Origin of the sequence: Roseisalinus antarcticus, assembly GCF_900172355.1 — a bacterium.
Classification (GTDB): Bacteria; Pseudomonadota; Alphaproteobacteria; order Rhodobacterales; family Rhodobacteraceae; genus Oceanicola; species Oceanicola antarcticus_A.
Genome location: NZ_FWFZ01000021.1, coordinates 1 through 13,384, shown reverse-complemented (window position 1 = coordinate 13,384; position 13,384 = coordinate 1). Strand labels below are relative to the sequence as shown.

Annotated in this window: 10 protein-coding genes; 8 read left to right on the top strand and 2 right to left on the bottom strand. The window is 70.3% G+C overall.

From position 1 onward, the window contains the following. The first annotated feature begins 47 nt into the window (after positions 1-47). Entirely contained in the window at positions 48-1,010 is a 963-nt protein-coding gene (locus ROA7023_RS16430; RefSeq protein ID WP_159458551.1) for an NAD-dependent epimerase/dehydratase family protein, read from the top strand. 184 nt (positions 1,011-1,194) lie between these two features. Continuing rightward, positions 1,195-2,229: a DUF2793 domain-containing protein gene (locus ROA7023_RS23930; protein ID WP_143535603.1), complete on the top strand. Its 1,035-nt coding sequence runs from the start codon at positions 1,195-1,197 to the stop codon at positions 2,227-2,229. A gap of 56 nt (positions 2,230-2,285) precedes the next feature. On the opposite strand, the gene ROA7023_RS16420 is transcribed toward ROA7023_RS23930, so the two are convergent. Further along, positions 2,286-3,311 carry a replication initiator protein A gene (locus tag ROA7023_RS16420; protein ID WP_085880123.1) on the bottom strand — a complete coding sequence of 342 codons (1,026 nt, stop codon included), beginning with the start codon at positions 3,309-3,311 and terminating at the stop codon, positions 2,286-2,288. A 482-nt stretch (positions 3,312-3,793) separates the two neighbouring features. Between ROA7023_RS16420 and ROA7023_RS16415 the strand changes: the two genes are divergently transcribed. The 3 genes from ROA7023_RS16415 (at position 3,794) to ROA7023_RS16405 (ending at position 7,503) form a co-directional block, all read left to right on the top strand. Further along, positions 3,794-5,281, top strand: coding sequence for an AAA family ATPase (locus ROA7023_RS16415; RefSeq protein WP_085880122.1), 1,488 nt, complete (start codon positions 3,794-3,796; stop codon positions 5,279-5,281). A gap of 72 nt (positions 5,282-5,353) precedes the next feature. Further along, positions 5,354-6,382: a ParB/RepB/Spo0J family partition protein gene (locus ROA7023_RS16410; RefSeq protein ID WP_085880121.1), complete on the top strand. Its 1,029-nt coding sequence runs from the start codon at positions 5,354-5,356 to the stop codon at positions 6,380-6,382. A 167-nt stretch (positions 6,383-6,549) separates the two neighbouring features. After that, positions 6,550-7,503, top strand: a complete 954-nt coding sequence (locus ROA7023_RS16405; protein ID WP_085880120.1) for a glycosyltransferase — start codon at positions 6,550-6,552, stop codon at positions 7,501-7,503. Positions 7,504-7,542: 39 nt separating this feature from the next. Here the strand turns inward: ROA7023_RS16405 and ROA7023_RS16400 are convergent, their stop codons facing one another. Continuing rightward, on the bottom strand, positions 7,543-8,370 hold the full coding sequence (locus ROA7023_RS16400; protein ID WP_085880119.1) for an ABC transporter permease: 828 nt from the start codon (positions 8,368-8,370) through the stop codon (positions 7,543-7,545). Positions 8,371-8,510: 140 nt separating this feature from the next. Here ROA7023_RS16400 and ROA7023_RS16395 point away from each other — a divergent pair, with 140 nt between their 5' ends. The 3 genes from ROA7023_RS16395 to ROA7023_RS16385 form a co-directional block, all read left to right on the top strand. Continuing rightward, positions 8,511-9,974, top strand: a complete 1,464-nt coding sequence (locus ROA7023_RS16395) for a KpsE/RkpR family capsule polysaccharide export protein (protein WP_234992277.1) — start codon at positions 8,511-8,513, stop codon at positions 9,972-9,974. A 9-nt stretch (positions 9,975-9,983) separates the two neighbouring features. Further along, positions 9,984-10,643, top strand: coding sequence for an ABC transporter ATP-binding protein (locus tag ROA7023_RS16390; protein ID WP_085880118.1), 660 nt, complete (start codon positions 9,984-9,986; stop codon positions 10,641-10,643). A 288-nt stretch (positions 10,644-10,931) separates the two neighbouring features. Then, positions 10,932-13,384, top strand: a 2,453-nt coding sequence (locus ROA7023_RS16385; RefSeq protein WP_268808008.1) for a calcium-binding protein, incomplete at its 3' end; no start/stop codon positions are given.

Below are 13,384 nucleotides of genomic sequence, written 5' to 3'. Positions count from 1 at the left end.
CCTATGAGACCTCCCGTATCCCCCGCGTTCCGGAGCCCTGTTTCGCCATGAAGAATTCCAGCACCCTCGTCCTTGTCGGCGGCTTCGGCTTCGTCGGGCGCAACATCCTCGACACCATCGCCGGCTCGGAAGAATTCTCGGGCCTCGCGCCCGTGGTCATCGACGACATGTCGAACGCCGCGCCGGGGCACGAGGCGCTGGATCTGCCACACCACAAGGGCGGCTACGAGAGCCGGGGTGCGCTCGACTTCCTGGCGGGGCTCGAAGACACCGGCGAGGGCCGGATCTTCGTCTTCCTGGCCGGCGAGACGCGGGTGGCGGAGAGCAAGGACCGGCCGCTCGATTTCATCGAGGCCAACATCGCCGAGCCCTCGCGCTTCGTGATGGAGGCGGTGCAGCCCGGTGACCGGTTCATCCTGATCTCCACCGCCGGTGCGCTGTTCGACGGCAGCTTCGAGGTGCGCCTCGACAGCCCCTATTGCCCCAAGAACTTCTATGGTGCCACCAAGGCCGCCGAAGAGATGATCCTGCAGCGCCTGGTGGAGCTGCGCGGCGGCAGCTTCGGGGTGATCCGGATGACCAACGTGTTCGGCCGCTTCTCCGACAACAAGAAGAGCGCGATCCACGCCTTCACCCGCGCCGCGATCGAGGGCAAGTCGGTCTTCGTCAACGGCGACGGCGGGCAGACGCGCGATTTCATCTATGCCGGCGACGTGGGCTACGGCATCGCCACCATGGCCCGCCGGCTGCGCGACGGCGAAGAGGTGGCGCCGGTGAACATGCTGGGCTCGGGGCAATCGACCTCGCTGATGGACGTGATCGCGGCGGTGGAAAAGGCCGCGGGCAAGCCGCTGGCCTATGAAAAGATCCCCGCCACCGACCTGCTGGCGACAGAGCCGCGCGACGTGATCGCCAATGGCGAGGATGTGCGGGTGCTGCTGGGCGACCGGATCACCCCGTTCGACGACGCGATCCGGGCGACCCACGATTACTACGCAAGCCGGGGCTGAGGCGCCCCGCCCCCCGGAACAGAGCCTGTTGCGCCCCGGTCTCGGCCCCGGTCTCGGCCCTGTGGCGGGCAAAGCTTAACGCTTCCCTACCCGATCGGCCGGCCCCCTGAGCCGTCCTTAAACCCTTCCGGCGAGACTGCGGCACAACGCCCGTTTCCCGCCCGTTTCCCGGAAGGCTTTCCCCATGTCCGATACCTCCGACCGCCTCGCCCTGCCCTATCTGCAGCCCGCCCAGGCGCAAAAACACGTGACGCACAATGCCGCCCTGGCCCGGCTGGACGCGATCGTCCAGCTGGCGGTCGCCGGGATCGGCACGGTGACACCACCGGCCGCGCCCCTGCCGGGCGAGGCCCATGTGGTGGGGGTGGGGGCCGGCGGCGACTGGGCCGGACAGGACGGCTCGGTCGCCGCATGGGACGGCGCGGGGTGGGATTTCATCCCGCCGCGCACCGGCTGGCGGGCCTGGGACGCCGCCGCGCAGGAGCTGCGGATCTGGACCGGCACCGCCTGGGTGCTGCCCAAGGCCAGCCTGGCCGATCCCGCCATGCTGGGGATCAACACCGGCGCGGATGCCACCAACCGGCTGGCCGTGGCCGCCGAGGCCACGCTGCTGACCCATGCGGGGGCGGGCCACCAGGTCAAGGTCAACAAGGCCGCCCCCGCCGACACCGCCAGCCTGCTGTTCCAGTCGAACTGGTCGGGCCGGGCCGAGATGGGGCTGGCCGGCGACGACAGCTTCGCCGTCAAGGTCAGCGCCGACGGCACCGCCTGGAGCACGGCGCTGCGCATCGACGGGGCGACGGGCGCGGTCGGGATCGGGCCGCTGGCCGGGACCGACGCCACGCTGAGCGTGGCCGCCGACGGGCTTTCGCCCACCATCCAGGTGCGCAACGTGGGCGGGATCGGCGGCGCCGGCTTCCGGATGATCGACGATTCCTCGGGCGGGGACTGGAAGGTCAAGACCACCAACAACGGCTCGTTCAAGATCCGCGACGAGACCGGCGGCATCGACCACGTGCTGTTCAACGGCGTCACCCGGTGCAGCGAGTTTGCCGGCGCGGTCCAGCCGGCCGGCTTCAGCGTGGCGGCCCTGCCCGACCCGGCCGCCCTGGGGGCCGGCGCGATGATCTTCGTCACCGACGAGACCGGCGGCCCGGTCCCGGCCTTCAGCGACGGCACCGACTGGCGCCGGACGACCGACCGCGCGGTGGTGTCCTGACGGCCGCCTGACCCCGGGGGGCTGACCCGGCGGGGCCGCGCGGCCCCGCCGGAAAGCTAGCGGGGGGGCGCCCCGGCGCGGGTCTTGCGGACCCAGCCCAGGAAGGCGCGGTCGGCGGAGGTCAGCCGCGGCCGGCCCGTGGCCTCCCAGACGCCGCGCCATTCGGCGGCCAGGGCGTGGACATCCCAGCCCGGCGCGATCGCGCGGGCGGCCTCCAGCGCCTCCGCGCCCAGGTGCGGGCCGCTGTCCGACAGCGCCCGGCGGCGGCTGAAGGCGATCATGTCGCCGGTCTCCTCGGCCATCTCGTAATCGGGCAGGTGGCCCTCGAGGATCATCTTGCGCAGCGCCGCCCGGAACACCCGCAGCGGCGCGGCGCTGCCGGATTTCTTGTGCAGCACTGTCACCGAGACCCGCCACATCGGCTGGCGTCCGCAATGCTTGCGGGCCAGCTCGTAGACCCTGCGCTCCAGCGGTTTGCGCAGGCGAAAGTAGTCGCGGCTGAGCGTCAGCACCGATTTCGCCAGCACCGCCCGGAACAGCCAGTCCGAGAGCGTCACCGTCACGCTGACCATGCGCCCGCCCCGGGTCTTGCGCACGATCTCCCAGGCCTCGATCAGGCCGAAGCCGCGGGTCGTCTCCTGGTCGTCGGTGGCCATGTTGGTGGTGATCCGGGTGCCGGCCAGCCGCTCGAACGCCTCGCGCAGGCGCTGGTAGGCGTCGCCGGAGGTGTCGCGGTTGGTGGCCACCAGCAGGTCGTGGGCCTTGAGCGTCAGCGTGCGCGAGATCTGCCGGCCCGCGTTCATCGCCGCCATCAGCTGGCTGATGCAATAGATCAGCACGTCCTTGTCGTGGATCGTGGCGCGGCCCTTCACGCTGGGGATCACCTCGACCGTGATGCCGTTGTGGGCATAGCTCAGCACCCGCCGGTCGGGCCGGGTCGAGAGCGAAAAGACCGGATGCTCCATGGTGCCGAGGTCATCCTTGGGCGAGGCCCCGAAGATGTCGCAGACGAAGAAATCGCCCGTCGGGTGCCGCAGGGGCAAAAGCCCGCCCCGCCCCGGATCGCCTGTGGCCTCTGTCATGACGTTCGCCTGTCCGTCCTGCTCTTGTCTGCGCTGGCCCGCCCGCGCTTGCCCGATGCCGGTCGTTGCCGGCCGCCCCGTTATCGGGGTTTCAGTGACACCCTAGAGTTATCCACAGCCGCCGTCCACGCCGGAGTGCCGCGGGAGTCATGGATCGGAATCGCCGGCTCGTGGCATCGGAGTCGCCTTATCGGGGGTTCGGAGTCGGGGGCCCCGCGCCACAGGCCTGTCCTGCAAGGCCAAAACGCCCCTGGAGCGCCCCCGTAACATTATACTAACCAGAAATAACAGCGCCGGGCTGGTCAGGACGCCCCCGCTTGCCCCAATATGCAGGGGGTCGCCCGGCCCAACCCCCCGAATCTTGCTGAGAAAACGCACACGTGTTGCGGTTTTTCTTCCATGTCAGCTGTTTTTCGGTATTCTGCCCGAAACAGCGCACATCAAGAGGCGCAGCCCCATAGGCAGCATCGGGACCCCAGAGCATGAGCACCGACCTTCCCCCCTATTTCCGCGTGGACCCGGCGCAATCAGCCGCCAGCCTCGGCGCCCCGGCCAGCACCGAAGGCTTCGGCGCCATCGCCCGGGCCTGTGCCGCCGGGCGCAGCGACCTGGCCAGCCGCGGCCTTGAGGCCGACGGTGCGCGCCGCTTGCGGCTGTTCTCCACCTGGGAGATCTGCCGCTACCTCATCCCCGTGGCCCAGGGGCATTTCCGCCGGGTGCTGAAGGCCAATCCCGACCTGCCCCAGGGCCGCAGCGAGACCGAGGCCGGGGCCAAGTGGTTCACCCTCGACGAGGTGCTGCGGCTGCGGGCGCATTTCGGCGCCGAAGGCTCGAAGGCCAAGCAGTACTTGCCCTACCGCCCCGAGGGCCAGCCCGCCAAGCTGGTGGCGGTGGCGAATTTCAAGGGCGGGGTGGGCAAGACCTCCACCGCGGCGCATCTGGCGATGTCGGCGGCGCTCGACGGCTACCGGGTGCTGGTGGTGGATCTGGACAGCCAGGGCTCGATGACCTCGATCTTCGGCGGCCGGGTCGAGGACGAATGGCAGACGGTGTTCCCGCTGCTGGCGCGGCATTACGCCGAGCATCTGCGGGGCGAGAACCAGCGCCGGGCCGACCGGGGCGAGGCGCCGCAGCCGCTGGACGAGACCCTGGACGAGGCGCTGAAGATCTCCAGCACCGACCTGATCCAGACCACCCACTGGCCCAATATCGACCTGATCGGCGCGCAGCTGAACCTCTACTGGGCGGAGTTCCAGATCCCGGTCTGGCGGATGGCCGCGCGCGGCTGGAAGCTGTGGGACGCGCTGACCGACCGGCTTGAGGCGGACGGCATTCTTGATGCCTACGACGTCGTCTTCATCGACACGCCCCCGGCGCTCGGCTACCTCACGATCAACGGGCTGGCCGCGGCCGACATCCTGCTGGTGCCGCTGGGCGCGTCGTTCCTGGAGTTCGACAGCACGGGGCGGTTCTTCGACATGCTGCACGCCACCTTCGGGTCGATCGAGGAGGGCGAGAACATGGCCGCCCGGGCGCTCGGGCGCGACGAGCTGCGGTTCGAATGGGACGCGGTGCGCGCCGTGGTCACCCGGTTCGACGGCAGCCAGCAGGGGGAACTTGCGTCTCTGATGCAGGCCTATCTGGGTCAGACGCTGTCGCCGCACCGGCAGGATTTCACCGCGCTGATCGGCCAGGCGGGCGAGCAGGTGCAGGGGATCTACGAGGCCGATTACCGCGATTTCAACCGCGAGACCTATGCCCGCGGGCGCGAAACGTTCGATGCCACCTATGCCGCCTTCAAGGCGTTGCTGGTGGGCAGCTGGTATCGGGATGCTACAACCGCCCGGCAGACGGGCGAGGCTACAACCGCCCGGCAGACGGGCGAGGCTACAACCGCCCGGCAGACGGGCGAGGCTACAACCGCCCGGCAGACGGGCGAGGCCACAACCGCCCGGCAGGCCGCCAAGTGAGCGGGCGCTGCCATAGGGCGCTGGTAATCCATCCGCCCTACCCTGCCCCGCCTGCCTGAGAGGAGAGACATCATGGCCAAGCGCAAACGCCTGACCCCCGCCCGCTCCGACGTCTTCGGCGCAGCCCCGGGGCCTGCCGGGCTGGAGACGAAAGCCTTCGGTCTGTCCGCCCCGCCGATCGCCTCCGTTGCGGGCGAGGCCTCGGCCTCGGCGGCGCTGGCGGAGCTGTCGCAAAGCATGGAGCAGGCCCGCGCCGAGGGCCGCCTGGTGCTGTCGATCCCGCTGGAGCAGATCGACGCGGGCTATCTGGTGCGCGACCGCATCGCGGTGGAGGCCGACGAGACCCGCGCGCTGGTCGAAAGCCTCCGCGCCCGCGGCCAGCAGACCCCGATCGAGGTGGCCGAGACCCCGGGCGGCGAAAAGCGCTATGGCCTGATCTCGGGTTGGCGCCGTCTGCAGGCGCTGAGCGCGCTGCGGGACGAGACCGGGGCCGTGCAATTCGGCTCTGTTCTTGCGCTGTTGCGCCGGCCGGAGGAGGCCTCGGACGCCTATCGCGCGATGGTCGAGGAGAACGAGATCCGCGTCGGGCTGAGCTATTACGAGCGCGCCCGCATCGCCGCCCGCGCCGTGGAACAGGGGGTGTTCGCCGATGACACCGCGGCGCTGCAGACGCTCTTTGCCAGCGCCTCGCGGCCGCGGCGGTCGAAGATCAAGTCGTTCCTGCCGATCGTGGCCGGGCTGGACGGCGCGCTTCGCTTTCCCCAGGCCATCGGCGAGCGGCTGGGCCTGCAGCTGTCGAAGGCCCTGACCGAAGAGCCGGGCCTTGCCGCCCGCGCGGCCGAGGCCCTGGCCGCCGCGCCGCGCCCCGATGCGGCCGCCGAACAGGCGGTGCTGTCCAGGCTGCTGGCGGGCGGGTCCCGGCGCGGCGCCCCCGCCGAGGCGCCCGCCCTGCCCCGGGTCGCGCCGGGCCAGACCTGCACCCTCGCCCGCGAGGTGCGGCTGCGGGTGGCCGCCGACGGCAGTGTCACGCTCTACGGTCCGGGGGTGACGGATGCCTTCCGCACCCGGCTGCTGAAGGCTTTCGGCGCCCCCGGGGCCTGATCCGCCCGCAACCCGCCCCGGCCCCGTCTGCCCCGTTTCGCGCGCGAAACGGGGCGGGATGTTTCATTTCCGAAACAGCGACTTGCCCCGTGCCTTTGAAACCCCGCGCCTGTTTGACAGTGGCGCCGATCCGTGGCCTTTGGGCACGAGCTTTTTGGGGAAAGCAGATGGGTGCAGGGCGCGTCGCGGCGATCGTCGTGACTTACAACCGGCTGGAGAAGCTGACGGCGACCGTGACCCGGCTGCTGTCGTCGCCGTCCGAAGATCTGGCGCACCTGGTCGTGGTCGACAACGCCTCCGATGACGGGACCGCCGCCTGGCTGGCCGGGCTGGAGGATCCGCGGCTGGCCGTGCTGCGGCTGGAGGTCAACAGCGGCGGCGCCGGCGGCTTCGAGGCCGGGCTGGCCCATGCCCGCGACCGGCTCGACCCCGACTGGATGCTGCTGATGGACGACGACGCCCATCCCGAGCCCGAGGCGCTCGCCCGGTTCCGGGCCGGCGACCGCGCGCGCCGCGACGGCTGGGCCGCGGCGGTCTATTACCCCGGCGGCGGGCTTTGCGAGATGAACCGGCCCTGGGTGAACCCGTTCTGGCATGTGCGGGCCTTCCTGCGGACCCTGCGCCGCGGCCGGGCCGGGTTTCATCTGCCCACCGCGGCCTATGACGCGCCCGCGCCCACCCCGATCGACGGCGGGTCCTTCGTCGGGCTGTTCCTGTCGCGGCGGGCGGTGAAGGTGGGCGGGCTGCCCGACGGGCGGCTCTTCGTCTATGGCGACGACGTGATCTATACCCTGGGGCTGACCGCGCGGGGGATGCGGATGGCTTTCGACCCGGCGCTGCGCTTCGAACACGATTGCGCGACTTTCGATCCCGAAAGCCAGGCGTTCCGCCCCCTGTGGAAGGCCTATTACTATCACCGCAACCTGCTTCTGGCCTATCGCCGGGCGGCGGGGCCGCTGTTCTTCTGGCCGGCGCTGGCGCTGATCCTGCCGCGTTGGTGGCGGATGGGCCTGCGCTACGGGGCCGACCGCGCCGCCTACCGGAGGATCCTGCGGCGGGCGGTGCGCGACGGGCTGCGGCGCGACCTGTCGCTGCCGCACGAGGTGGTGGTGCGGCTCTGAGGCCGCATGAGGCTGTGACGCGGCTCTAGCCTACCCCCCTCAGGTCTTGCTGAGGATGTCCTTGTGATAGCGCTGCATGAAGACCAGCCCGAAGAACAGCAGCGGCATCCCCACCATCAGCACGTATTCGACAGAGATATATTCCGGCTGATACATCGGATAGAATCCGGTGCGCATCATCCCCGTCAGGTGCATCAGCGGGTTCCACCACAGGACCTGCTGGGCGAACTGGGGCAGTTCTTCGTAGATCAGGATCACGCCCGAGGCCAGGAACAGCGGCCGGGTGATGATCGACCAGACCGAATCCCAGACCGGAATGAAGCCTGAAATCACGCAGTTGACCATGCCGATGCCGAGGCCCAGCAGCCCCATCAGCGCGTAGGACAGCAGGATCGGCCCGACCGAGATCGTGGCCCGCGCGTCGGTCAGGGTCAGGATGCCGGTGATCAGGATGTAGAACACCAGCATGCTGGTCAGCAGGTTGAGCGCGAACCGCCCGATCACCGCGTCGATCCAGCTGACCGCCGGATAGCTCAGCAGCGGGCGCGAGAATTTCAGCGCGCTGCCGACCAGCTTGCTGGTGGTCTGGAAGAAGTTGAACGGCAGAAAGCCCGCCGCGTAGAACAGCAGGAAGCTGGTCCCGAGCGCCGGCGTCCGCATCAGCAGCGAAAAGCCGTAGGCGAGGATGACGATCATCCCCATCGGCTCCAGGATGGCCCAGACATAGCCCCCCGGAGAGCGACCATAGCGGGTCGACATCTCGCGCAGGATGAGCGCGATGATCGTGCGCAGCGAGACCACGATCCAGTTGCTTTGCCGGCGCGGGGTCTGGGGGGCGGGCAGGGGCGTCTGCGCGGTGTCTGTCATGGCAGGGCTGCGGCTCCGGCGCGCTGGAAATTCAGGCTGCAACTATGTAGAGGTGATGGACAAAGATCAATCAGGTCAAGCGAGGCACGCCGTTGGCGGATAACAGGTTGGGCGATGGACGACGACTGAGCGTCATCGATGTGGCGGAGCCCGGAGCCACGGCGCCCGCTGACCAGGCAGATACCGCGCCGCGGGCCGGCGCGCAGGACACCGCGACAGCGGACGCGGCACGGCAGGGCACGGCACAGCCGGACACTGGGAAGGCGGACACTGCGAAACCGCAGGCCCCGAAAGCCGAGGCCGGCGACCGCCCCGCCAACAAGGCCGACGCCACCCCCGGGCCCGGAAAACCCGCGCCCGGAAAACCCGCCGACAAGAAGCCCGCCGACAAGAAACCCGGCCCCGGCCCCGCCAACAAGGGCGAGGGCGGCGAGCCTCCGCGCAAGAAACCCGCAAAACAGGCCGAGACCGTCCAGGTCATCGAGGTCGCGCCGGTGGCGCAGCCCGCGGTCATGCGCAAGCGGCACTGGGGCCTCGCGCTGGTCTTCGTGCTGATGGTGGTGGCCCCGCTGACCGCGGCGGGCTGGTATCTGGAGTTCCGCTCGGAGGACCAATACGCCTCGATCGTCGGCTTCACCGTCCGCAAGGAAGAGGGCACCTCGGCCACCGAGCTGCTGACCCCGCTTCTGGGCGGGCTCGGCGGCGGCGGCGGGTCCTCGGACAGCGACGTGCTTTACGAGTTCATCCAGAGTCAGAGCCTGGTCAGCCGGATCGACGAGCGGGTCGACCTGGTCGGCCATTACTCGGTCCCCTATGACAAGGATCCGATCTTCGCGCTCAACCCCGATGCCACGATCGAGGACCTGACCAATTACTGGTCCCGGGTGGTGCAGCTGTCCTACGATTCCGCCACCGGGCTGATGGAGCTGCGGGTGCTGGCCTTCGAAGCCGAGCAGGCCCGGACCATCGCCCGCGCCATCGTCGAGGAAAGCCAGGCGCTGATCAACGACCTCAATGCCACCGCCCGGTCCGACACCCTGCGCTATGCCCAGGACGATCTGGCCGATGCTGAGTCGCGCCTGCGCGACGCCCGCGAGGCGCTGGTGCTGTTCCGCACCCGCACCCAGATCGTCGACCCCGAAACCTATGGCCGCGGCCAGGAAAGCCTGATCAACGTGCTGCAACAGCAGCTCGCCCAGGCGCTGATCGACTACGACCTGCTGTTGCAGGGCGCCGGCGGCACCGACCCCCGCGTCGCCCAGGCCCAGAGCCGGATCGACGCGATCCGCGCCCGGATCGACGAAGAGCGCGAAAGCTCGGTGGTCAGCGAGGATTACCCCCGGCTGCTGGCGGAATACGAAAGCCTCGCCGTGGACCGGGAATTCGCCGAGGAGAGCTATCGCGCCGCGCGCGCCGCGCTTGACAGCGCACGGGCCGATGTGACGCGCCAGACCCGCTATCTGGCCGCCTACATAGAGCCGACCCTGCCCCAGAGCGCGGAATACCCCCGCCGCCTGGTGCTGATGGGGCTGGCCGCGCTGTTTTTGTTCCTGTCCTGGGCGATCGTCTCCCTGGTCTATTACTCGATCCGCGACAGTCGCTGAGGGCCGCCCATGATCCGCTTCGAGAACCTCTCCAAGAGCTTCTGGATCCGCGGTCACCGCAAGCTGGTGATCGACAACCTGAACCTGGAGCTGCCCACCGGCAAGTCGCTGGGCCTGCTGGGACGCAACGGGGCGGGCAAATCGACCCTGTTGCAGATCATCGCCGGCACGCTGGCGCCCGATACCGGCCGGGTGGTGACCGACGGCACGATCTCCTGGCCGGTGGGGTTCGGCGGCTCGTTCCACCGCGAGCTGACGGGCGCGCAGAACGTCCGCTTCGTCGCCCGGGTCTACGGGGTGGACAGCGACCAGCTGATCGCCTTCGTCGAGAATTTCGCCGAGATCGGCCAGCATTTCAACATGCCGGTGCGCAGCTACTCGGCGGGGATGAAGGCGCGGCTGATCTTCGGGCTGTCGATGGGGGTGAAGTTCGACACCTACCTGATCGACGAGGTGACGGCGGTGGGCGACGCCAATTTCAACCGCAAGAGCAAGGCGATCTTCCGCGAGCGGGTGAAGGATGCCAGCGCCATCATGGTGTCGCACCAGATGCGCCAGGTGAAGCAGTTCTGCGACACCGGCATCGTGCTCAACGACGGGCGGCTGGAATATTACGAGGACCTCGATGAGGCCATCGCCCGGCACGAGGCGATCAACCTCGCGGCCTGACCGGGCCCCTCTGACCTGAGCTCTCGGACATGACCGCCGAATCGTCCCCGCCCGGCCGGGGCGCGGATGCCGGGGTGTGCGCTGCGCCACCCCGGCTGCCACGATTTCGCCGCATTTCCGCCCGCTCCGGGCCCGCGGGCGCCCCCATCCCGTCCGCAGGCCGCCACAAAGCGGCCGATCCCCTAGGATTGTCGACAAAGGTCGCCCTTCTGCCGCAATGCCCGGCCGCTCCGCGCCGCGCGGCCTTCCCAGCCTGCCTCCGTCATGTCTCGGATGGGGGTTTGGGAAATGGGGCTTACCGTTCGCGGTATCGTCCGCACCGGCAATGATCTGATCGATTACGGGGTGACCGACCTGAGCGTCGCGACCCTGGGCGGCGAGATCCAGCTCTTCGCCACATCGGGCCGGTTCGGCGGCCTCGCCGGGTTCCGCCTGTCGGACGGCGCCAAGGCGGTGACCGCCGACACGATCGTCTATGCCGAGGGCTGGACCCTGGGCGCGGCCGAGCGGCTGGTCTGGTGCGGCGACAAGCTGATCGTCGGGCGCAACGATGCCGGCCGGCTGATGGTGGTCGAGGCCAGTGCCGACGCGACCGTCTCTGGCCCGGCGCAACAGAGCGTCTCGGGCACCGCCTCCAGGCGCCTGGCCGACGGGGTCGAGATCGCCGGCGACGTCTTTCTGGCGGCCGATGCGGGCGGGCTGCGGCGCTATGACGTGACCGGGTCGGGCTTTGCCCATGACGGGCTGATCGCCGACACTTCCGACAGCCATGCCCGCCGCCTGTCGGCGCTGGAGACGGCCGAGCTTGGCGGCGCCAAGTTCCTGATCGGCGCCTGCTCGATGGAATACGGCGTCACCGCCTGGAAGGTCACCAATGCCGGCGCCGAGGTGACCGGCAGCGTCTCGGCCGCCAGCGGGCTGGGCATCATGGCGCCCACCGACCTCGCGGTGGCCGAGGTCGGCGGCGAGACCTTCGTGGTGCTGGCCTCGGCCGCGGGCGGCAGCGGCGCACTGACGCTGATGCGGCTCTCGGCCAGTGGCGAGTTGACCCCGGCGGACCACGTGATGGACACGCTCGCCACCCGTTTCGCGCAGGTACAGAGCCTTGCAGTCGCCCATCACGACGGCCGCGCCTTTGTCGTGGCGGGGGGTGGCGACCTGGGCGTGTCGCTGTTCACGGTGCTGCCGGGCGGGCGGCTGTTCCACCTCGACGCGGTCGAGGACACCACCACCCGGTCGCTGGCCGGGGTCGAGGCGGTGGCCGCCGCGGTGGTGGGCGACGAGCTGCAGGTCTTCGCCGCCTCGGGCGCCGAGCGCGGGCTGACCCAGATGACCTGGGACCTCTCCGGCCAGGGCGTCACCCGCAAGGCCGGCAACGGCGGCCAGACCCTGGGCGGCGGGGCGCGGGACGACATGATCTCGGGCGGGACGGGGGACGACGACCTGCGCGGCGGGGCGGGCGACGACATCCTGTTCGACCGCGGAGGCGCCGACACCATGACCGGCGGGGCGGGCGCGGACATCTTCGTGCTGGAGGGCGACAAGGCCCGCGACGTGATCAAGGATTTCGACCACCGCGCCGACCGGATCGACCTGTCGGGCCTGCCCTATATCTACACACCGGGGCTGCTGGAGGTCACGTCGACCTCCTGGGGGGCGCTGGTCAGCTGGGACGGCGACGAGATCGAGCTGCGCTCGGTCACCGGGCGGCTGAGCCGGAGCGAGGTCACCGAGGCGCTGATCGCGGGCGCGCCGCAGCGCACCTTCGGCCCGCCCAGCCTGACGAAGACCGGCGGGCCCGGGGCCGATACGCTGACCGGCACATGGGGGGTCGATACCCTGTCGGGGGCTGGCGGCGCAGACTCTATTTCGGGCGGATCCGGGGCGGATTCCCTGTCGGGCGGGGGCGGCACCGACCTGATCGACGGCGGCAGCGGGGACGACGTGATCGACGGCGGCGGCTCTTCCGACACGGTGACGGGCGGGCCCGGCGACGACGTGATCACCGGCGCCAACGGCAACGACCGGCTGGAGGGGGACGGCGGGCGCGACACGCTGTTCGGCGGCGTGGGCCAGGACCGGCTGATCGGCGGCGACGGGGCCGACCGGCTCTGGGGCGGCGATGACGACGACCGCATCGAGGGCGGCGCCGACGACGACCTGGCTGTGGGCGGCGATGGCGACGACAGCATCGCGGGCGGGCAGGGCGCCGACAGCATCACCGGGGACGCCGGCCGCGACAGCCTGCTGGGCGGCGACGACAACGACAAGATCTCGGGCGGGATCGAGGACGACACGCTTTGGGGCGGATCCGGGGCGGATTCCCTGTCGGGCGGGGGCGGCACCGACCTGATCGACGGCGGCAGCGGGGACGACGTGATCGACGGCGGCGGCTCTTCCGACACGGTGACGGGCGGGCCCGGCGACGACGTGATCACCGGCGCCAACGGCAACGACCGGCTGGAGGGGGACGGCGGGCGCGACACGCTGTTCGGCGGCGTGGGCCAGGACCGGCTGATCGGCGGCGACGGGGCCGACCGGCTCTGGGGCGGCGATGACGACGACCGCATCGAGGGCGGCGCCGACGACGACCTGGCTGTGGGCGGCGATGGCGACGACAGCATCGCGGGCGGGCAGGGCGCCGACAGCATCACCGGGGACGCCGGCCGCGACAGCCTGCTGGGCGGCGACGACAACGACAAGATCTCGGGCGGGATCGAGGACGACACGCTTTGGGGCGG

Excerpts from the sequence above, each read along its gene's own strand:
- ROA7023_RS16430 (WP_159458551.1), top strand. The coding sequence starts at position 48 with ATGAAGAATTCCAGCACCCTCGTCCTTGTCGGCGGCTTCGGCTTCGTC.
- ROA7023_RS23930 (WP_143535603.1), top strand. The coding sequence starts at position 1,195 with ATGTCCGATACCTCCGACCGCCTCGCCCTGCCCTATCTGCAGCCCGCC.
- ROA7023_RS16420 (WP_085880123.1), bottom strand. The coding sequence starts at position 3,311 with ATGACAGAGGCCACAGGCGATCCGGGGCGGGGCGGGCTTTTGCCCCTG.
- ROA7023_RS16415 (WP_085880122.1), top strand. The coding sequence starts at position 3,794 with ATGAGCACCGACCTTCCCCCCTATTTCCGCGTGGACCCGGCGCAATCA.
- ROA7023_RS16410 (WP_085880121.1), top strand. The coding sequence starts at position 5,354 with ATGGCCAAGCGCAAACGCCTGACCCCCGCCCGCTCCGACGTCTTCGGC.
- ROA7023_RS16405 (WP_085880120.1), top strand. The coding sequence starts at position 6,550 with ATGGGTGCAGGGCGCGTCGCGGCGATCGTCGTGACTTACAACCGGCTG.
- ROA7023_RS16400 (WP_085880119.1), bottom strand. The coding sequence starts at position 8,370 with ATGACAGACACCGCGCAGACGCCCCTGCCCGCCCCCCAGACCCCGCGC.
- ROA7023_RS16390 (WP_085880118.1), top strand. The coding sequence starts at position 9,984 with ATGATCCGCTTCGAGAACCTCTCCAAGAGCTTCTGGATCCGCGGTCAC.